At 61.7% G+C, this 21106-nt stretch carries 16 protein-coding genes; 3 read left to right on the top strand and 13 right to left on the bottom strand.

The genetic code is table 11. From position 1 onward, the window contains the following. On the bottom strand, positions 1–2365 hold a 2365-nt coding region (locus BW43_RS0127515), incomplete at its 3' end, for a dermonecrotic toxin domain-containing protein (RefSeq protein ID WP_032887226.1). Positions 2366–2573: 208 nt separating this feature from the next. Between BW43_RS0127515 and BW43_RS13160 the strand changes: the two genes are divergently transcribed. From BW43_RS13160 to BW43_RS13170, 3 genes are all read left to right on the top strand, one after another. Continuing rightward, a complete protein-coding gene (locus BW43_RS13160; protein ID WP_032887223.1) occupies positions 2574–2864 on the top strand; it encodes a DUF5629 family protein in 291 nt (96 codons plus the stop codon). Then, the gene (locus BW43_RS13165; RefSeq protein ID WP_032887222.1) at positions 2851–4026 is read left to right on the top strand and encodes a lactonase family protein; all 1176 of its coding nucleotides are present in this window, start codon (positions 2851–2853) and stop codon (positions 4024–4026) included. Before BW43_RS13160 ends, BW43_RS13165 begins: the two co-directional genes overlap by 14 nt. 156 nt (positions 4027–4182) lie before the next feature. Then, positions 4183–4362 (top strand): hypothetical protein, encoded by a 180-nt coding sequence (locus BW43_RS13170; RefSeq protein ID WP_032887221.1) that lies wholly within the window; start codon positions 4183–4185, stop codon positions 4360–4362. Positions 4363–4395: 33 nt separating this feature from the next. Here BW43_RS13170 and BW43_RS13175 read toward each other — a convergent pair whose 3' ends face one another. The 12 genes from BW43_RS13175 to BW43_RS13225 form a co-directional block, all read right to left on the bottom strand. Continuing rightward, the gene (locus tag BW43_RS13175) at positions 4396–4989 is read right to left on the bottom strand and encodes a glutathione S-transferase (RefSeq protein ID WP_032887219.1); all 594 of its coding nucleotides are present in this window, start codon (positions 4987–4989) and stop codon (positions 4396–4398) included. Further along, positions 4986–8624, bottom strand: coding sequence for an AAA family ATPase (locus BW43_RS13180; RefSeq protein WP_032887218.1), 3639 nt, complete (start codon positions 8622–8624; stop codon positions 4986–4988). The genes BW43_RS13175 and BW43_RS13180 overlap by 4 nt, the downstream gene beginning before the upstream one ends. Further along, positions 8621–9862 (bottom strand): exonuclease SbcCD subunit D C-terminal domain-containing protein, encoded by a 1242-nt coding sequence (locus BW43_RS13185; protein WP_032887216.1) that lies wholly within the window; start codon positions 9860–9862, stop codon positions 8621–8623. Before BW43_RS13185 ends, BW43_RS13180 begins: the two co-directional genes overlap by 4 nt. Positions 9863–10029: 167 nt before the next feature. Continuing rightward, a complete protein-coding gene (locus BW43_RS13190) occupies positions 10030–10566 on the bottom strand; it encodes a hypothetical protein (RefSeq protein ID WP_032887214.1) in 537 nt (178 codons plus the stop codon). Between the two features lie 181 nt (positions 10567–10747). Continuing rightward, positions 10748–12388 carry a BatD family protein gene (locus BW43_RS13195; RefSeq protein WP_032887212.1) on the bottom strand — a complete coding sequence of 547 codons (1641 nt, stop codon included), beginning with the start codon at positions 12386–12388 and terminating at the stop codon, positions 10748–10750. After that, on the bottom strand, positions 12385–14124 hold the full coding sequence (locus tag BW43_RS13200) for a tetratricopeptide repeat protein (RefSeq protein WP_032887211.1): 1740 nt from the start codon (positions 14122–14124) through the stop codon (positions 12385–12387). Before BW43_RS13200 ends, BW43_RS13195 begins: the two co-directional genes overlap by 4 nt. Further along, positions 14121–15209 (bottom strand): VWA domain-containing protein, encoded by a 1089-nt coding sequence (locus BW43_RS13205; protein ID WP_032887209.1) that lies wholly within the window; start codon positions 15207–15209, stop codon positions 14121–14123. Before BW43_RS13205 ends, BW43_RS13200 begins: the two co-directional genes overlap by 4 nt. Beyond that, positions 15202–15696, bottom strand: coding sequence for a DUF4381 domain-containing protein (locus BW43_RS13210; RefSeq protein WP_032887208.1), 495 nt, complete (start codon positions 15694–15696; stop codon positions 15202–15204). The genes BW43_RS13205 and BW43_RS13210 overlap by 8 nt, the downstream gene beginning before the upstream one ends. Beyond that, positions 15693–16625, bottom strand: a complete 933-nt coding sequence (locus tag BW43_RS13215; protein WP_032887206.1) for a DUF58 domain-containing protein — start codon at positions 16623–16625, stop codon at positions 15693–15695. The genes BW43_RS13210 and BW43_RS13215 overlap by 4 nt, the downstream gene beginning before the upstream one ends. Before the next feature lie 5 nt (positions 16626–16630). Next, entirely contained in the window at positions 16631–17590 is a 960-nt protein-coding gene (locus BW43_RS13220) for a MoxR family ATPase (protein WP_017739127.1), read from the bottom strand. A 186-nt stretch (positions 17591–17776) separates the two neighbouring features. Beyond that, positions 17777–20350 carry a S8 family serine peptidase gene (locus BW43_RS27970; RefSeq protein WP_050442836.1) on the bottom strand — a complete coding sequence of 858 codons (2574 nt, stop codon included), beginning with the start codon at positions 20348–20350 and terminating at the stop codon, positions 17777–17779. A gap of 137 nt (positions 20351–20487) precedes the next feature. Beyond that, positions 20488–20841 (bottom strand): hypothetical protein, encoded by a 354-nt coding sequence (locus BW43_RS13225; protein ID WP_032887204.1) that lies wholly within the window; start codon positions 20839–20841, stop codon positions 20488–20490. Positions 20842–21106 lie beyond the last annotated feature (265 nt).

The following is a 21106-nucleotide window of genomic DNA, read 5'->3' as shown; positions in this document are numbered from 1 at the left end:
GCGGGGATTCCAGCAGCAGTGTTGCGACAGTGAGCAACAGGTCGATCGCGCCTTGCTCTCGAGACGTGGCGGATGAACTGTCGAGCAATTGAATGTCCTGGCTGAGGCTGCTGTACAGCGCCAACAACCACCCCACTATCATTGATGGGCCTGACAGAAGTGGTTGAAGCAAGCTGCCGAACAACAAACTCCCGCCCTCCATCAGCACCTGCCAGCGACTTTCACTGTTGGACGTGGACTCGCGCTCGGCCTGTTCAATCAAGGCCCGGCTGTGGTCGCTGAACAGGTAAGTCATCAGCCGCCCGGTGACCAGGCACTGGTGCAGTTCGTCGTTGGCGCCGTCGCTGGCGAATGTCGCCGGTGGCGGCGTGCGGCGCGGCGCGAACTCATCGCCCTGGCCAAAACGCAGATAATGGGGCTCCTGAAAACCGCCGTGGTCGTAAATCGGTCGGGCGGTATCGGATAACCAGGTCAGGACACTGGTTTGCAATTCACCCGGTTGCGCAATGGCCTGAAACAGCGCCGCTCGGCTGGAGAACTCCTGCAATGCCTGGGCATACAAGGGCCGGTAAAGCAGATGCGGGCCGCGTTCACTGTCCTGGAACTCGATCAAGTACATGGCGCTGACCTTGTCGGCCTTTGCGCCGGGGCTGCGCAAAAAGGACAGGTGACGGATCACCACCGGCTTGCCGTCGACCTTCTGTTCGGCGCTGCTCCCTTGCATCAACGCCGCCACCATACGGGCGCCTTGTGGCGTGATGCCGGCTTCGCCCTTGAGGCTCAGTTCCAGCGCCAGCAAGCACAGTTGCATCGGCTGCTGAGCGGCGAACAGTGTTTCCCGCTCCCGCGCCTGAGGCGTGTCGCTCAACAGCGCTTGCTTGAGCAACTCGGGGTAGTGCTTGCCGATGTCGACGCGCTTGATCAATCCGTTGCCGCCAATCACCGTTTCGCGGGTCAACCAGGCCGGTAATGGTGTGCCCTGGCGATGGGCGATGGATAACTCGCCGCTGGGCAGGCCTGCCAAGTTTTTGAGCGCCAGTTCCGTCAGGCTCATATGGACACGTTCGACAATACCCGCGGTGCCTGGGTAGCCCGCGGCAACGACGAACGTCAGTTGCAGGTCATCAGGGTGGAGGGCCACTTGCCCGGCGGTGTCACCGGCAGCGCTCGCCTCATGGTCAAGTGCTTGCTGCAGGGCATGCACGGTGTAGGTGCGGATATCGTCGATGCCGGTGAGAAAAGAGCGCCCACCCGCCCGCTGTTTGGCGGTGGCCAGGGCCAGGCTGTATTGCCGGTATCGCTCACGGTATCCGGGGGCCGCATCGCGCAAGGCATCCGGCAACCGAGCGCGCACGGCATCGAGGGTGCGGACGGCGCCGTCTTGCGCATCCAGGAAAAACTCGCCGGGGTCGGTGAGCCGTAGGTACAGCGCCTGTAGGGTTTCCTGGCGTTGTTCCAGGGGCAGTTTCAGAGCGGCCAGGCGTTCCATTTGCAGGTTAAACAGCGTCGTGGCCTGGTAATCAAAGATCGAGCCCTCGGGCTCGTAACGATTGCAGGTGATCGTCTCTGCCTCGTACTGGGCAGCGGCGCGCTCGCCCCAGGCAAGGGTGAAGGCATCCATGGACGAGAACGCCTCGACACGCCCGCCGGGGGAACACAGCAGCACCGGCGCCTTGCCGTTGATGGCACGCGTCAGTAGCAACTGCTCTGACAACACGCGCCTGGTTTGACCTGCGTTATCCAGTTGTGTCTCCAGGCTGTAGGCGTATACCGCGTGCTCACCATATCGCGCGATCCGCTGTTCGCGGTCCGGGGTGCCAATGAGTTGGTCAAGGGTCTGCCGCACGTCCGCATCCAGGTCGGTCTGACGCAAGGCGCTGGCTTGCAGGGTGGTCATGAGCATGTCGCTGAGCCAACGCCAGCGGCTGCCGCCTGTGCCCGAGGGCTCATTCCAGTAATGGGCCAGTGCGTCCTGTGCGGCAATGGGCAGTGTCGAACACAGATCCTGGATCAGCGATTGGACCACCGTCATCTCCAGCTTTTCGCGGGTCAGGCCCGGCAGTTTCAGGCGTTTGGGCGGTACGTCCGAGAGGTAGTGATCGATACCGTACGCCTCACCGAGATCCAATGGCCCGATACCGGCGAGGTAATTGAAGATGACGTCCATCAATGGCTGAAACGTCCAGCCCTTAGTCGCTTGCGGGATTGCCAGGTGCGTAAGGGCCAGGTCAATGCTCAACGAGGGGTAGCGTTCGCGCAGGGCGTTGCCGAGCAAGGTCTGGACCAAGGGCATGAGGCTCGGGCGGGTGGCGAACTGGCGGCTGACGGCCTGGACGGTTAGGGGAGGAGACGATAACGGTTGCATAGGGATGAAAATCCTTTTCGTGCGGATGCGGGCTTCAATCGCAGTGGCCGGGGTGCTGGTCGGTGGGCCATGCGCCACGGATGTGGACCAAGAATGGCAAGTCGGCGCACGCGCTGGCGGTATCCGGATATCGTTGGGCAACGCGATGGGGGAAGGGCGTGAGGAATTGGCTTATCATCACGCTCTTTTCTTTGCGTGAACGATCCCGATGACTGCCGCTAGCCTCCTTACTGAACTTGCCAACACCGATATGCTCGAAGTCGATGGGTTGCACGCCTTTGATTTCACCCTCGACGATCAGGCGCTGGTGATCACCTGCATCGACGGACGCGCTGAAAAGCGCTGGTCTTTCAGCGTGGCGCAAGTACAGGCCGCGACCTTTGATGAAACGTTGCAAAGCTGGACCCTCACCGGTGACTCGGGCGAGCACCGTCTCGTGTGCATGAGTGCTTTCACCGGCAACAATAACGACGAGGAAGACGAGCATGATGATGCGTAAATTCTGGCCCCTGTTGATGGCGGGCAGTGTCGGTGCGATGTCGGTACAGGCCGCGCCGGCCGAGACCTATGAACTGTTGGTAGGCAGCTACACCGCCGGCAGCAGCGAAGGGATTTACCGCCTGCAATTCGACAGCCGCACAGGCCGGTTTCAGGGCCAGCCGGTGTTGGCGGCCAAGGCGGACAATCCGTCGTGGCTGACCCTTTCCAAGGACCAGACCCATCTGTTCGTGGTCAATGAAAACGGCCCAGGCCAGAAAGACCCGGTCGGCCGCGTGAGCAGCTATCGCATCGACCCGAAGAATCAGCAACTGACCCTGATCAACCAGGTGCAGAGCCTGGGTAATGAGCCGACTCACTCCAGCATTGCCGCCGATGGACGTTACTTGTTTGTCGCCAACTATTCAGTGAAGGAGGACCCGGGCGGCAGCCTGGCGGTGCTGCCGGTGGATGCCGAGGGCAAGCTGTCGGCACCGGTGCAGTTGAGCGGACACCCCGCCAGCCGGGTCAACCCCGAGCGCCAGGCTTCCAACCATGTGCACTCGGTGGTGTCGGCGCCGGATGGCAAGTACGTGTTCGTGCAGGACCTGGGGGCAGACAAGGTGTTTGCTTACCGCTATGACCCCAAGGCCAACCACGAGCAACCACTGACGCCGGCTTCCCCGGCCTCGGTGCAACTGCCACCGGGCAGCGGGCCGCGTCACTTGTTGTTCAGCGCCGATGGCAAGCACGCCTGGCTGACGACCGAAATGAGCGCCCAGGTCGCGGTGTTTGACTACCATGACGGCACACTTACGCAGACCCAGTTGGTAGATTTCGCCGCCGGGCAACCGGTGTCGGACAAGGCCGGCGCAGCGTTGCACGCATCCAGCGACGGCAAATTCCTGTACCTGAGCAACCGCGGCACGGCCAATCAGCTGCTGGTATTCAGCATCGACCCGGCGACCGGGCACCTCAAGGAACTGCAGCGCCGTTCCGTAGAAGGCGACCATCCGCGCGAATTCAGCCTAGACCCGAGCGGCAGGTTCCTACTGTTCGCCAACCAGAAAAGCAATGAAATCGTGGTCGTCGAACGCGACCCCAAGACCGGCCTGCTGGGTAAAACCGTGCAGAAATTGCCGATCGATGCGCCCAGCGACCTCAAGTTCCTGGTGCGTCAATAAGCCACAGGCCCCGCAGTGCGGGGCCTGAGCCTTTGTATTAATTGCATTAATAGCGGCTAATGTTTCAAAGCATTTCTAAGGTTTAACCCTCGGGCGTAAGTTGAGTTCCAAGGCCTTCCCAGGCCACTCAACCAAACGAATACAAGGGCTACCGACATGAACTTCAATCTCTTCTCGATCATCGCCGCTTCCGCCGTTTCCGCCACCGTTGCCTTGCCTGCCGCCGCCAGCGTGGAAGTCAGCGGCAAACAGTCCGGCACCACCGCGTACACCCAGAAATACCTGCAACAAAGTGCCAACTTCTATGCGGCGCTGGATCACAAAACCCAGCACTGAGCGACAGGTGCGTGAGATCTGATGTGGTAGGGCTCAGGATTTGGCCATCACCGCGATAAACAACGGTGATTCCAGAAAGCGTTGCAGCCAGGCCTGAAGCCGGTGATACGGCGTCCCTGCAAACCATTCCCGATCCACATGGGCAAACTGGCGCACAAACGGCGCCAGTGCCACATCGGCAAGGCTCAGGTGATCGGCCAGCAAGTAATCTCGCTGCGCCAGCAATCCTTCCAGCTTTTGCAAGAACACCTCACCCTCGGCCCGATAATGTTCCATCGGCTGCTCGGGGTAGCGTTCGGGGTACTTGTATCGATTCAAGTGCTGTTTGAACCCCAGATCATTCTCGGCGATCAATGCCAGCGTGGCCGGGTTGCCCTGTAGCAACCAATCGTCAGGATCGTGCTGCGCCAGGGCCCATTGCATGATCGCCAGGCTCTCGTCGATGACCACGCCATCCACCACCAGCACCGGCACCGTACCCTTGGGCGACAGCGCCAGCATCTCGGCCGGCTTGGCCTTGAGGCTCACCTCGACAATACGCATCGACACCCCTGAGTAGCGCAGCGCCAGACGAGCGCGCATGGCGTACGGGCAGCGCCGAAACGAATACAGCAACACTTCGCTCACTTGACCTCCAGCGTGCTCAAACCATTGCCCTGGCGCATGACCTGGATCTGCACCGGGATGCGCTCGTGCATTTCCTGTACGTGGGAAATCACCGCCACCTTGCGACCTTGGGCCTGCAAACCGTCCAGTGCATCCATCGCCAATTGCAATGACTCGGGGTCCAAGCTGCCGAAGCCTTCGTCGATAAACAGCGACTCGATCTTCAATGTGCTCGACGCCATCGATGCCAGGCCCAGGGCCAATGCCAGCGACACCAGGAACGTCTCGCCGCCGGACAACGAGTGCACAGAGCGAAGTTCATCACCCATTTCCGTGTCCATCACCAGCAACCCCAACATGCTGCCGCCGCGCTTGAGGCGATAGCGGCGCACCAGTTGGCGCAATTGCACGTTGGCGTGATGCACCAGCAGGTCGAGGTTGTAAGCCTGGGCGAGCTTGCGGAATTTGTCGCCGCTGGCCGAGCCGATCAGCGATTCGAGACGTGCCCAACGCTGCCATTCCTCATAGGCGTTGGCGGTGGTCAGCGCCAGCGCCGCGTTGGCTTCTTGGCGCCGCTGATCTTCGGACTGGCGCGCGCGTAATTCAGCGACCTGTTTTTCGCCCTCGGCCAATTGCTGGTTGAGGGCGGCGAGGGTGCTGTCCAGTTGTTCGGCGTCGAGGTTGCCGTTGTGCAGGGCCTGGTGCTCGGCAAGGCGTTGTTCGCGCTCCAGCAGCAACACCTTGGCTTGTTCGACGGCCTTTTCGCTGGCCTGCAGATGCTGGCGCAGGGCGTTGACCTGAGCGTCGTCGAAGGCCAGCAGGCGGGTGAGGCCAGTGTCGTCGAGTTCCGGGTGCTGGGCACGCCACTCAGCCAGGCGCGTATCAAGGGCCTGTTGCTCGGCATGCAGCGCTTGCGCACGCTCCTGTTGAGCCTTGAGATCGGCCGCCAGTTGGATCAGTTCGTTGTGCAGGACCTGCAACTGTTGGTTGGCGTCGGTTTCGCTCTGGCGCGATTGCACCACGGCCTGTTCCAGTTGCTGCTGCCACTGTTCGGCGCTGGCGTGCTCGCCCAGCAAGGTGCCGAGAGTTTCCTGGGCGGCCTGTTGTTGCGCTGCCAACTCGCTGACTTGTTGGTTCAGTGTCTCGAGCTGCGCCAGACGATGTTGCTGATGGGTGTGCTCTTTCTCGATGGCCTGCTGGCGTTCCTGCTGCTCGACCAGCTCATCGCGTTGTTGGCCCAGTTGTTCAAGGCGCTGACTGACCTGCTGGTCGAGCAGCATAAAGGTCGCGGCCGGTTCGCTGCGCAAGCCTTCAAGGGTCTCGGCCGGCAAGAGGCTGGCGAAGGCGTGTAGTTCTTCTTCAAGGCGCTCGCGGTCGTTGGACAGTTCGCGCTGCTGATCCAGCATCAATTGGCGGGCCTGCTGGCTCGCATCCTGAGCGATCTGCAGTTGCTGCTGCAGGCGTCCGGCATTTTGTTGCAGGTTGAGCAGGGCGCTCTGGCGTTGCTCGTCCTGGGTGGTGCGTTCGGTCAGTTGGCTCAGTTGCTGGGTCAACCAACTGCTTCGCTTGGCCACGTCCTGGTTGAACAGCGAGGCGGACAATGGGTGCGCCTCAAGGCTGGGTGTGAGGCCCTGCTGCTGGTTTGCCAACTGCTCCTGCTGGTGCAGGAATTCCTTTTGCTGGGCGATCAAACCGCCCACTTCACCACGCAGTTCGTTGAGTTTTTCCTTGAGGGTATCGACGGTTTTCTGCGCGCTGGCCTCTTCGTTTTCATCATGGCGGCCGAGACTGTGCAGCAACGCTTCGGGCTGATGATACGGGTGCTCATGGCTGCCGCACACCGGGCACGGCTGGTCATCCTGCAACTGTGCGCGCAGTTCCTCGACGCTGGCACTGCGCGCCAGGCGCTGGCGTTCCAGCAGGTGTTTGGTCACCGTCAGGGTCTGTTCGGCCACGGCCAGTTCGGCCTTGGTTTGCAGGCCTGTCTGGTTCAACTGCTCCCGTTTCTGCGCGGCATCGGCGAGCTTTTGCGTGAGCGCAGCCGCTTGCTGGTCCAACTGCTGCTGGCTGTCCCACAGGCGTATCAGGTCTTCGAAGGCTCGTTGTTGTTTGCGGTTGTCGTGCAACAGACTGGCCAGCAACTGCACCTGTTCGGCCACGGCGTGGGGTTCGGCGCCGGCTTCTTGATAGAGCAGGTCGAGGGCTTCGCGTTGCTGGGAAAATTTCTCTGCGGCGGTGGTGGCGCGCTGTTCCAGTTGAGGCAGTTCGGCCTGGCCTTTTTTCAGGCGGTTGCCGATCAGCATCAGCTGTTGCAGGCGGTCACGGTAGGCGTTCCAGGCATCGCTCAGAGGGGCGAGGGCGGCATTGCGCTCAAGCTCGGCCGACAAGCGTTGCAGCCGCTCGGCGACGTGGGTGTGTTTGTCTTGCAGGCCCTTGAGCAGGGCCTGGCCTTCGGTGCAGGCGTGTTCCTGCTGCTGTTTTTCCTCGGCGCGCTTGCTCAAATCCCGAGTCAAGTGAGCCAGGGTGCTTTGTGCTTCAAAGGCCTGGCGCAATAGCGGGACAGCGTCTGCCTGGTTTTTCAAGGCCTGGGCCAGGGCCGTTTGCGCGTTCGATTGTTGCTGTTGGGCTTGTTGCTGACGGCTATGCAGGGCGTTTTGCTGCTCGATATGCTGCTGAATCTGCACGGCCAATGGCTGAATCAACGTGTCGAGTTCACTCAAACGTGCGAAATGATGGCGCTGCGGTGCCAATTGCTCCAGGCGATTGAGGTCCTGGCGCTCTGAGCCCTGGTTAGCCCAATCTGTCTCTGCGCGTTGCAACTGCTCGGTGGCAGCGCGTTGGCGATCCTGCCACTCACGCAACTCCTTAAGCCAGGTGTGCTGCAACTCCAGTTGCTTGAGCTGGGCCTGCTGGGCCTTGAGGTGTTGCTGGGCGTCGGTCAGTTGCTGATCCAGTTCGGCGCGTGCTTCAGCGGCCAGGGGCACCACGCCGGTGGCCTGGTCCTGCAACTGTTTGTGCGCGTCCTTGGCTTCCTTGGCCTTGTCGAAGGCGCGACGGCCGAGCCGGGTGTACAACGCGGTATCGGTGAGCTTTTCCAGCAGTTCGCTGCGCTCGTTGTCGTTGGCCTTGAGAAACGCGCTGAACTCACTTTGCGCCAGCAGCACGGCGCGGGTGAACTGCTCGAAATTCAGGCCCAGGGCCAGTTCCAGCTGGGTCTTGTATTCGGTCTTCTGGCTGGCCAGCAGTTGGTCGCTGTCCAGGTCAATCAGGCTTTGACGGCTGTTTTGCAGTTTGCCACTGGCTTTGTCGCGGGCACGATTGGCTTCCCAGCGCGCGCGATAGCGACGGCCGCTGACACCGACAAAATCCACTTCGGCATAACCGCCGCCGGTGCCGCGACGGATCAGGGTGCGCGGGTCGCCGATGGAAATATCGCTGTCGGCATCTGGCATTTTCGCCTGGCCGGTATCGCCCAGCCGTGGCACGGCGCCGAATAGCGCCAGGCACAGCGCATCGAGCAGGGTACTTTTACCGGCGCCGGTGGGCCCGGTGATTGCGAACAAGCCCGCGCTGGCCAGGGGCTCGGCGGTAAAGTCGATCTCGAATGGGCCGGCCAGGGAGGCGAGGTTCTTCAGGCGGATGGCGAGAATTTTCATGGCTGTTCCTCCTGCTGTTGCACTTCCTGGAGCAGCACGGCGAAGTCCTTCAAGGTCTGTTCATCCACTTCGCTGCCGTAGCTGTCCTGCCAGGCGCGGCTGAACAGCTCTTGCGGCGTGAGTTGGTCGAGTTCGATCAAGCGTTCTTCGTCAGTGGCATCGCTGCCGCGTTTGCCTGCGTATTCGGCGGCGATGCGCACCAGGCGCACGGCCTTGCCTTGCAGGGCGCTTTCGATTTGCTGGCGCAGGTCAGGCTGCGGCTCGTCAAGGCGCACACGTACTTCGAGCCAGGGGTGGCGCTGGGTTTCGGCGAGCAGGTCGACATCGGGCAAGTCCGCCAAGGCTTTGAGGATGTCGGCCAAGGGCGCGGCCTCCAGCCGTTGCAGGTTGACCGAGCGCGGGATCAGGAGCGGTTCAACGCTGACCAGTCGTTCGCCCTGGAACGTCACGTCGAGAATCTGGTGTTTGTAGCCGATCTCGGAAAACGACAGCGGGATCGGCGAGCCACTGTAGCGAATGCGTTCTTCGCCGTTCACCTTTTGCGGCTTGTGCAAGTGGCCGAGGGCAACATAGCCGACACTTTTGTCGAACAGGTTGGCGGGCAGCGCCTCGGCATTGCCGATGATCAGGCTGCGCTCGGAGTCTTCCGACACTGAACCACCGGCCATATGGGCGTGGCTGATGGCAATCAGCGCCTGGCCTCTTTTGCGTTTGGCGTTGGCGGCGGCGATCAACCATTCATGTACCTGGCCGATACCGCGCAGGTAGTCGTCACCCAGGTGCGCGCCGGTCACTTCCGCCGGGCGCAAGAAGGGCAATGCCAGGCACCACGCGGCGATCTTGCCTTTGGCATCCGGCAGTGGAATCAGCAGGCGTTCGGCGTCCAATTGGCCGTCATCGAGCCACAGCACGCGCCCGAGAGCATGGGCGCGCAAACGGCGCATCAACGGTGCAGGCAACTCGATGCGCGAACCGGAATCGTGGTTGCCGGCGATCATCACAATGGTCAGCTTGGGGTTTTGCTCGTGGGCGCTGATGATGAAGTCATACAGCCGCTCCTGTGCCTTGAGCGGCGGGTTGACCGTGTCGAAGATATCGCCGGCGATCAGCAGCACATCGGGATGTTGGGCGCCGATCTGGCGCAGCAGCCATTCCAGGAAACAAGCGTGTTCGTAGTCGCGTTCCTGGCCGTGGAGGTTTTGGCCAAGGTGCCAGTCGGAGGTGTGGAACAAACGCAAGGCGAACTCCGTGAAAAAAATAGAGATGTGAATGGCCGCCGTATACAGAGAATGGCGGTGAAAAGGAGGGGAGTTTACCTTACAGAGCAGTGAACCTACTCAGCCAACGACGCAACTTTGTCGACTGAGTGAGGTGTCTGGCGGGGGCGGGCAGCTTGCTGGCTGGCTTACGCCGGAGTGAAGGGGGAAAACGGCAAACTTTCATTCAGGACATCCTTGCCTGTTCGCGTTCCTACAATGTATTGCGCGGGAATCGCCGTCAGGAAGGTGGCCTCCCGGGTATGTACCGGATGACAAAGCGCGATAATCGTTGCCGTCTCATAGGTGTTGCCGTTGTGAATGATGCAGTATTTGCGGGTGGTACCGACGTTCGACAACGGTATCTGTCGTTCTCGATCGCCCTTGTTGGTCAGTTCCCACGCCATCAGCTCACGGTCGGGGATTGAAATCTTGTAGAAATAGCTTTTCGCGAATGCGCCCTCCTGCGTTTGAGCGGTGGCCACCAGCCCGCCAGGGGTTTGTTCGCGCCACGTCATGCCCACGTCATGGCATGAAAGACGCATGTTTCCTTTCATGAATTGTTGAGCGAGATATAGACGTGCCTGGTTGCCGTTCATGGTCGGGATAGGCGGTTTTGCGGTGAACCCTTGTTTACGAATCACGCTGTCCGCTGGGTTGCGGTCGTCACCTCGGTAAAAGTCCATCCAATAAATCCTCTGATTTCAAGCGTACGGCAGGTATTGCCGACCGCTGCAGAAGTTTGACTGGCGGGGAGGTATTTGCTGAATCGGACTAATCTGCTGGTTCAGAAAGCGTCAACTCCCGTGTAGGAAATTGACTGGCGTGTGGGCTCTCAATCGCGAGGTTTTTTTGCTGGGCAATGGGCTACTTGGGATAGAGCGGCGGCAGGCTGGTGGTGTCGGTCGTTGAGTCCAGCTCGCGTTCGGCGATTGGGATGGCTTTTATCGCGCGCCATAGGTCTTCGCCCAGCCAGTATTGGCCGCTCTCGCTGTACAGCGCGCCGTTGAGCCCATCCAACGCGTCCGACAACGGCACAAAGCGCGCCGCCATGTCGGCCAGGGTTTCCGGTTGTTGGCGTGCCCAGGCGTCGAGCGCTTGGCGGGTGGCCTGAGGGTCGTTGGCCTGGGTTGCGCGTTTGAGGTCGTCGAGCAAGGTGCGCGGGCTCGGGCCGGTTTGTGCGGCGCGCAGTACCGCCGGTTGCCGGCGCGCACGCCACCACAGGCCGAAGCCCAGCAGCGTGGTGCAGGCCAGGATCAGCGTACTCAGTTGCCACAGCCACAAACGGCTGTCGTCCGGCGCGGTGATGATGGTCGGCGTGGCGGGGGTGTCCACCACCAGGCTGGGGTTGTTGGCCACTTGCAGCGTGCGGGCGGGCAGGCTGGTGCGTTCGAGGTGGTCTTCGTGGGTGTTCCACCACACCACTTCCACGGACGGCAGTTCCAGCGGGCCGACCCGGTTGGGCACCAGGGCTTCGCGGTCTTCGCGGCTGCCGATCAGGCCACGGTCGCTGGTCTGGTTGCCGAGCACCGGTTGGTCGGGATAGCGGCGCAGGCCATTGATGTCGGTGCTGGGCAAGGCTGGCAGTTGGGCACTGGACAGGCCCTCGGCCTTGACCGTGAGGCTGCGGGTCAAGGAGTCGCCGACTTGCACATGTTCAGGTTCTGGGTTCCAGGCCTCGGTCAGCGTCAGGCTGCGCGCCGGCAACCAGGGCGTGTCGGCGGGATACAACTCGGGCTTGGGTTTGACCTGCAACGTCAGCGGCGCCGAGCTCACGTGGATCAGCTTGCCGGGCTTGGTGCCCTGAAGGGTGTTTTCCTGAGGCGGGCGCGATTCCACCAGCGTGGCGCTGAAGGTCTGCGTCGGCAGTTCCAGGGCGCCGCTGTGTTGTGGGTAGATCGCATAGCGGGTTTCGATCACGCCATGGCGGATGCTGTTGATGACTTTTTCGTACGTGCGCGACTCGCCCAGTTGCTCCACGCGGGCATCCGGAATCTGCAACGGCGTGAGGCTGCTGTCGTCATACAGCGACACCGAGTGGTAAACACGTACGGTCAGCAGCGCCTGGGCCTGCACGTACACGCTGGTCTGGTCGAGGTTGGCTTCGATAAAGACGGGTGCCAATTCGGCATTGCTGTTCTGGCTGGCGGTTTCCACCACTTGCAGGCTGATGGGTTGGGTCGTGTAGTCGCCCACTTGCAAGGGGGGGATTACCACCGTGCCGTTTTCCTTGGGCAGCAGGGTAATGATCCAGCGCGTGGTGGCGTGGTTATCGCCGCCCAGGGTGGTGAGCTGGTTGAGCTGGCGGGTGCCGCTGACTTCAAACTGCGCGTCCAGGGGCGAAAGGTCGGGCTTGCCGAATTGGGTGACGTCACTCGATTCCACCGTCAGTTCCACCGTTTCCCCGGAATTGAGGCGGCTGCGGTCGACGCTGGCGACCAGGTTCGCCGCCTGGGCGTGGCCTGCCGTCAACGCGAGCAGAAGCAGAAGGGTGGTGCGGCGGCTCATCGAGTCTTGTCCTGATGTTGTTGCTGTTCGTACCAGAATTTGCGTCGCAGCAGTTCGCCGGGGTTGTCCGGGATCTCCTGCAGCCATTGTTCCAGGGCTTGGCGACGTTCACCGTCGAGGCTTGCGTCGTTAGGGCGCAGCGGCGGGGTGGTGGTTTGCTCGTCGCCCAGTTCGCTGCCCGGCACTTCGTTGCCGCCGGTTTGCGGTGTGGCGCCAGTCTGGGTATCACCGGTGCCTGCTTCGCCTTGGCCCTGGGACGACTGCTCGCCGCCAGTGGCATTCTGCCCGCTGGCGCCCGGTTGCGCAGTTTGGCCGGGTTGGGTGGATTCGTCATCCTCGTTTTTTGCCGGCTGTTCTGGCTCGGGCTTTGCCTGTTCCTGCATCAGGGATTCCACCAGAGCCTTGTTTTTCAGGGCGGGTTGCAGGTCAGGTTGGGCTTCCAGGGCTTGTTCGTAGGCATCGATAGCCGCTTCCAGTTCGCCGGATTTGGCCAACGCGTTACCGCGATTGTAGTGAGCGTAGGCGTCATTGCCTTCGGCAAACCGCTTGATGGCTTCGGCATAGTTGCCAGCTTCGTACAGGGCAACGCCTTGCCATTGCACGTCCTGAAAGTGTTCGGCGGCTTCGGCGGGGCGTTTTTTCTTCAGCAGGTATTGGCCTTGCTGGTCGGGACGCAGCCACAAATCCTGGAGTTCAAAGGCGTAGCTCGGCTGCGGCGCTGCCATTAGCAGCAAGGGCAGGCAGAACAACCAGCCACGGCGCCCGGCGCAAGCGGCGAGCAGCAGCAACGGGAGGAGCAGCCAGTAACCCTGGTCGGCCCAGGTGTCGAGGTGCAGCAACTGGCCGTCATTGCGCAGGGCTTGCGGCGGGTCGAGTACGCCGAGCTGGCGCAGGTCTTTATCGTCGAGGCGTGCGGCACGGTAACGCCCGCCCATTTCGCTGGCGAAGGCTTTGAGCGTGGGGCTGTCGAGGCGTGGTACCAGAATCGCACCGTGTTCGTCCTTGAGAAATTCGCCGCTTTCCTGGGTGACCGGCGTGCCTTCGCGGCTGCCGATGCCGAGGATCGACAGGGGTGGCGACTGGTTACTTTGCAGCAGCAGGCGAATGCCTTGGCGCTCCTGCTTGGACAGGGATGAACCGATCAGCAGCAGGCGCCCTTGGCCGAGACCGCTGTGCTTGAGCAGGTCGAGGGCTTTCTGTACTGCCAGGTCGGCGCGGTGGCCGGGTTCGGGCATGATCGAGGGGCGCAACGCTTCGAGCAGGTTGCGGCTGGTGCCCAGGTCGTCCGAGAGTGGCACCAGGGTGTGTGCGCTGCCGGCATACACAACGATGGCGGTTTGCGCGTCAGTGCGCGCTTGCAACAAGTCATACAGCTTGCGGCGTGCCTGTTCCAGGCGGTTGGGCGGGCTGTCGGTGGCGAGCATTTCCGGGGTCAGTTCCAGCAGTACCACCAACGGGTCGGACGGCTTCTGACTGGTTTGTTCAACCCGTTGCCAACTGGGGCCAAGCAATGCCAGCACGGCCAACAGCCAGGCGATACCGAGCACCACCCACGGCGATTTACTTTCGCGGCCGTTGCCACCGCTGAGCAGCACGGCGTGGAAGGCCGGCGGCAGGATCATCTGCCAGCGCCCGGCGCGTTTTTGGCGGTGCCACAGTTGCCACAGCAACCAGCCGAGCAACGGCAACAGCAACAGCCACCAGGGGCGGAACCAGTGCGGCCAGAGGTCGATCATCGACGCCTCCGCAAACGCAGGCGTTTAAGGCGCTGGCGCCATTCAGGGCTTTGTTGCAGGAAGATCCCCTTGCTCGACAATTTGCTGAACCAGCGTTGCAGGGCGTTGTTCGGCCAGCGTTCCTGGATCACCAGCAACATGCTCAGGAGCAGCGCCAGGGCCAGCGGGCCGCTGTACAACGCCAGCGCCGGGCGGGCTTGGGTTGGTTGCTGTTCGACGGGCTCCAGTTGGTCGAGGGTTTCCTTGATGGTTTGCAGTTCTTCGCCGTCGCGGGCACGGAAGTATTGCCCGCCGGTGGCGTTGGCAATGGCCTTGAGCGCCGGTTCGTCGAGGTCCAGGCTTGGGTTGACGCCGAGAATGCCCAGGGATCCGGTTTGCTCAGGGTCAGCGCCGATACCGATCGGGTAGATCTTCACGCCTTCTTCGGCAGCCAGGCGCGCGGCGGTCAGTGGATCGATTTGACCCGCGTTGTTGGCGCCGTCCGTGATCAGAATCAGCACACGGCTTTGCGCCGGGCGCTGGCGCAGGCGCTTGAGGGCCAGGCCAATGGCATCGCCAATGGCGGTATTTTTGCCGGCGATGCCGATGCGCGCTTCATCCAGCCAGGTGCGCACGGTGCGGCGGTCAAACGTCAGCGGCGCTTGCAGGTAGGCTTGGCTGCCGAACAGGATCAGGCCGACACGGTCGCCGTCGCGATGCTCAAGGAAGTCACCGAGGAGGTTCTTGACCAGGGTTAAGCGGCTCACGTCCTCGTCCCGCCAATGCATATCGGGGAAATCCATGGAACCGGACACGTCGACCGCCACCAGCAGGTCGCGACCACTGGCGGCAATCGGCAGTGGTTCGCCGAGCCACTCAGGACGTGCGGCGGCGGTCAACAGCAGCAGCCACAGCACCACAAAAGGGGCTTGTTGGCGCCAGCCCGGCAAGTTGACGCGGGCGCGGCGCTTGGCCAGGCCTTCGAGATCACTGAGGTAGCTGACTTTCAGCGCCGGCTCGCCGCTGTCGGCCACAGGCAGGATAAGCCGCATCAACCAAGGCAACGGCAACAGGACGAAGATCCACGGCCAGGCGAACTCAAACATGTTTGCGAATCCAGGTGTCGACGGCTTGGGTCAGGCCGGCGATGGCCTTGTCGTCGAGTTTGCATTCGGGTTTATAGGCGCCTTCCACCAGTACCATCCAGCGGGTGAGGCCGGCAGCCGGGCAGCGGTTGTCGAGGAACGCCAGCCATTTGCGCCCATTGAGGGTGTGGCTCTGGCTGTAAGGGTAGTCGTTGCGGCACAGGCGCTTGAGCAGGCCATTGAGTTGTTGCAGCCAGGCACCGGCGGGCGCGCCGTCATAGGGTTTGGGCATGAGGGCCAGTTCTGCCAGTGCGGCGATGCGCAGCGGGTCCAAGGGTTGTTCGGCGCGTGCCACTGGGCGTCGCGCAGGGAGGAAGCGGCGCAAGGACCAAAGCCCCCAACCCAGCAACGGGATCACCAGCAGCAACAGCCACCAACCCGGTGCAGGCGGCCAGAAGCCGATGCTTGGCGGGGCGATCAGCGGTTGCAGTTGGTCAAGGCTGCTCATTGTTTTTTGGCCGGGCGTTGCGGGTTGAGGTATTCGCGCAGTTGCTCGACCATTTCGCTCTGGGTGCTCAAGGGCATCAGCAGTATTCGCAGTTTTTGCGCGAGCAGTTCCCAACGGGCGATGCGTGCTTCAGCCTGGGCCTTATAGGCCTGGCGCAAGTCGTAATTCAGCGTGTCCAGTTCCAGTTGCGCCCCTCTTTGCGCAAAACGCAGCAGCCCCGCGGCGGGCAGGGCGTGGTCCAGCGGGTCGGAAATCGGCAACAGCAGCAGGTCGCAATGGCGTGACAGTAGGCTCAACTGTTGCTCGGCGCCCTCAGTGAGGGCGCGTTCATCGCAGATCACAATCACCAGGCTGCCAGGGCGCAGCACTTCGCGGCCACGGCGCAGGGCCATGCCCAAGGCATCGGCTTCGGGGCGGCTTTCGGTGTCCAGGCTCTGGTTGACGCGCACCAGGCGGTTAAGCAGTTGCAGTAGGCTTTGCTTGCTGCGCCGGGGTTTGATTTCGTAGTGCTCATTGTCTCCAAACACTAGCCCGCCGACCCTGTCGTTATGCCCCAGCGCGGCCCAGCCGATCAGGCTCGCCGCCTGGGCCGCGAGCACGGATTTGAACATCTGGCCCGAGCCGAAAAACAGCCGGCAGCTTTGCTCGACCATGATAAAAATCGGTCGCTCGCGCTCTTCGTGGAACAGTTTGGTGTGTGGTTCCTGGGTGCGGGCAGTCACGCGCCAATCGATGGTGCGCACATCGTCGCCAGCCTGGTATACGCGCACCTGGTCGAAGTCGACTCCGCGCCCGCGCAGTTTGGAGTGATGCAAGCCGATCAGCGGGCTGCGCTGGCTCGGCGTGGAAAACAGCTGCACTTCGCGCACGCGGTGGCGCATCTCAATCAACTCGCTGAGCGTGACGCGGATTCCATCGCTGGCATTCATCGAGTTCAAGCGACGGCAACGACGTCGAGGATGCGTTGCACCACACGGTCCTGGTCGATGCCAGCCGCTTCGGCTTCGAACGACAGGATGATGCGATGGCGCAGTACGTCGAACAACACCGCCTGGATATCTTCCGGGCTCACGAAGTCCCGTCCGGCCAGCCAGGCGTGGGCGCGGGCGCAGCGGTCGAGGGCGATGGAACCGCGGGGGCTGGCGCCGTAGGCGATCCACTCGGCCATCTCTGGGTCGAACTTGGCCGGGGTGCGTGTGGCCATGACCAATTGCACCAGGTATTCCTCCACCGCATCGGCCATGTACAGGCCGAGGATTTCTTTGCGCGCGGCAAAAATCGCCTGCTGGCTGACGCGGCGTTCGGGCTTGGTTTCACCATTGAGGGCTTCGCCACGGGCTTGTTGCAGGATGCGCCGCTCCACGGCGGCGTCCGGGAAGCCGATCTTGACGTGCATCAGGAAACGATCGAGCTGGGCTTCGGGCAGCGGGTAGGTGCCTTCCTGCTCGATGGGGTTTTGCGTGGCCATCACCAAAAACAGCGGCGACAGCTCGTAGGTGCTGCGTCCTACGCTGACTTGGCGCTCAGCCATGGCTTCGAGCAAAGCCGATTGCACTTTGGCCGGGGCCCGGTTGATTTCGTCGGCCAGGACCAGATTGTGGAAGATAGGCCCTTGCTGGAATACGAAGCTACCGGTTTCCGGGCGATAGATCTCGGTGCCGGTGATGTCGGCGGGCAGCAGGTCTGGGGTGAACTGGATACGATGGAACTGCGCTTCGATGCCTTCGGCCAGCTCTTTGATGGCCTTGGTCTTGGCCAAGCCTGGCGCGCCTTCGACCAGCATATGGCCGTCGGCGAGCAGGGCGATCAGCAGGCGATCAATGAGTTTTTCCTGGCCGAGAATCTGCGTAGAAAGAAAGGTTCGCAGCGCGAGCAGCGCTTCACGATGTTCCATCGATGACGGTTCCTGGAGAGATGAGCCTCTACGTCATGCAGCAAACGTCGGGCTGGGGCGACTACTTTAATGCATGGCGGGGGGTGGCGACTAACGGCGCGCGGGGTATTTTCAGGAAAACTTGTAGGAATTTTGTTTAGGAAGCAGGAATGGGGTGAGCGGGCTTGTCCGCTCACCCCGGATGCTTCAAGGGCATGGCACCCCGATTTTCCATTCTTTGCCCCATTGCGCGGAGTAAAGGTCCGGCGGCTTGTTCTGGCTATAGAAGTTATGTTCGTAGACCTTGTCTTTGTACAAGACTTTCTCCCTGGCGGTCTGGTAGGTCTTGGTCGGCGACCACGCCGGGGTGTTTCTGCAGTCATCGGAGTCCGATGCTGCTTTGACGGTGATCGGCCGGTCCAGCCTTAGCGTACCTCCGCGCCCGTCACTGACCGCCACGCTGATGGTCGCGCGGGTGTCGCTGCTGACCGGGCGGGCAGTCACGCTGAGGGTGCGGGTATTGAGGGCGGTGGCGGTGAGGACGGTTGGGAGCGTCCAAGCGTACGTCATGGGGTCGCCATCCGGGTCGCTGGTGTTGGCGGTGAAATTCGCGGTTTTGCCCGATTCGACCGTCTCATCGCCCTGCAGGCTGCCCACCGGCGGCCGGTTGACGGGGGCGCTGGCGTTCACTTTGACAGTGTGGCTGGCACTGGCGCTGGCGCCGCGTGCGTCGGTGACGGTCAGCGTGATGCTGCGCGTACCGTCCGTGTTTGGCGCGACGAGCGTAGCGGTGGGCTGCGTCGACGTTGACGGGGTAAAGCCCGATGCGGTCCATGCATAGCGCAGGTCCTGGCCGGTGGACGAAACGCCCGACACTTGCAGCTGCTTGCCGGCTTCAACCGTGGATGGCGCGGTGATCCTGGCGACAACGGGTGATTCGCCACCGCAGGTGCCCAGGCGACGCCAGGGTTTGGCGGCGCCGGTTTCAACAAAATTCAGGTCCGGGCGTGCGCCCTGGGACCAGTGCGCGACCTGATAGTTGTAACCGCTGTAGGAGACTTTTTCGCTGACATTGGAATACGCCTTGGTGGCGACCCACGCGGCGACGCAGTCACCGACCGGTGGCGTTTCGGTGGCTTTGATCGTGAGGTTTTCGACCAGCGTGATGCTGCGTGTGCCATCGGACACCAGCACTGATATCGACGTGCGGGTGTCGACGGGCATCACGGGTGCCGCCAGCGCAATGGTCGGTCCCTCACCGGTCGCGGGCGTGAAACCCGTGGCAGTCCAGCGATACGTCAGCGGTTTGTTAGTGGGTGATTCGGCGTAGACCTGCCCGGTGAATGCCGCACCCGACTTAACCTCTTCGGGCAGGGCCAGGCGGCCGGTGGGCGGCTGGCCTGCGCCGTCGGCGAGCAGTTTCTTGATCGCTAAATCCAGGTCGGGCTGCACGCCGATCTCGGTGCGATTGCCGTTGGCCTGTGGGTAGCCGGTTTCGACGAGGATTCTGCGCAGTTCCTTGGGCGGGATGTTGCCCAGCCCGTTGGCTCGCGCCACGCCTTGTAACGACGCCATCACCCCGGCAATGATCGGGTTGGCTGACGAGGTGCCGCTGTACGTGTGGCTATAGCCGGTGGTGGGGTTGGAAGCACTCCACGTGGTCGTGGTCACGGAACCGCCCCAGCTGAACACGTCCACCCGGCTGCCGTATTGGGAAAAATACGACCTCAATCCGGTCTTCGGCTCGACGGCGCCGGCATAGACACTGCCGGAGTCGAATATGTTGCGATCGAACCAGCCGTTGAAGTAGGGGTGATCAAGATTGATGTTGCCGTTCGCCGCCGCCAATACCACGTGCAAACCTTTTTCCTCTGTCATGAAGGTGATGATGTCACGGACGGCCTTGCTGTACTCAAGGGGCATGAAGCAATCGGCGGCGCAGCCTACGCCGGGCAATGTCACATATTTGAAGTGCACGCCTAACTGTACGACGTCGCCTGGACGGGAGCCCTCGGCCAGTTGCAGCAGTCGTGAGTCGCCATATTGGGTGTAGCCCAACTGCGTCTCGGGGACGATGCCGGTGGTTCCGAATCCATTTTCCCTGGAGGCGATGGTGCCGACGCTAGCCGTGTCATGGGCGCCAACGACGGCACCCTGGCTGATTTCCAGAAAAGGCTTAGGCAAGTCCAGATGGTTGTAGGACCAATGACTGATTTCCGAAGAAACTACTCGCATGTTTTCGCCCTTGCCGCCAGGAATTTTCCAGGCTTGCGTAGCATTTACACCGCCTATTCTGTAGGGCGCTAGCGCAGTCCTGTCATACAGATAGCCTTGGCGAGCAGTGTGGTCCGGGATGTCACTACGCAGGCTTTCCATCGCCGGCGTGCCGTTATCGTTTTCCATTCCATCGACCTGCGGCTCGAAGTCGACGTCTTCAATCGCCGGGTCCTGCTTGAGCTTCGCAGCCAGTGCCTGGGCCTGGTCAGGTGTCAGGTGCTGGGTGTCGATAATGTAATAGCGGTCCAGTCGATGCCGCTGCAAGGCCTGAAATGCCTCCAGCGTACGCGTCTTGGAAGGCGGCACCAGCGCCTTGATGTTGGGTACATGGGTCTGGAAGGTACTGGAGGGGTCGTAGGTGTCCTGGAAATGCCTCGACGTCGAGCCATCGTCCTTGAGCAGCAGGACCAGATGTGAATAACCAGCGTTGGCAGGCGCTGCCGACAACGCCGAGGAAGCCGCGCCCAAAAGGACGATGGCGAGAAGCTTGCTGATGGATTTCATCGGAGCACCTGTGCAGTCACCGTGATTTCAATCAGCTAAGGCGCAAAACCGAAGGCGGGATACTGTTAGAAATAACAGTCACGACAAACGGTCAAGGCCCTCGATCTTGACTGCGCAGGGGGTTGAAGGCCCCGGTTTCAGGCGCGAACGTAGGTGCCAGTGCCCTTGAGGATGTTCTGCAGGGTTGCTTCCACTTCTGCCATATCTGCCACTGCTGTGGCGTGGCTGATCTCCAATTTATCCTTGCCACCGAGGGCGTCGGCATCGCCGGCGGCCAGTTCCACGGTCAGGGTCGTGTCGCTCAGGGTGATTTTCAGGCCATCGAGGGTTGAAGGCCCGTAGTCCCAGGTGAGTTCCACTTCGTCTTCATCGGGGTAGCGGGTCAACATGAACATTTCGCCGTTCTTGCCGTGGCAGCAGAGCATGGCCATGTTGTCTTCTTCGTCGTCGCAGGGTGTGGCCATCAGGGCGTCGGTTTTGATTTGCAGCATGGGGAATCCTGTCTGGGGGAGGGCATCGCGTGGGCAATTGTGCCATTGCCGCGAATTTTGTGCTTCTTCCTGTGTCAGACTCAGGGCATGACCTGGCATGGAGAATCAGTCATTTTCGACACTCACCCCCGAACAATCAGGCGGTTTTTTCACCCGAAATCACGGGTTGCCCAAGTTGCAACCGCGAGCCTGCTTACCGATGACCGAATATGTCGCAGCTTCGCAAGCAGCGCGCTTCCCTCAGTCGTTAAGCTGCGCAACGGAT

Source organism: Pseudomonas sp. RIT357 (assembly GCF_000632245.1).
GTDB classification, from domain to species: domain Bacteria; phylum Pseudomonadota; class Gammaproteobacteria; order Pseudomonadales; family Pseudomonadaceae; genus Aquipseudomonas; species Aquipseudomonas sivasensis.
The sequence above is the reverse complement of the archived record's forward strand: the minus strand, read 5'-3'. Positions and strand labels throughout refer to the sequence as shown.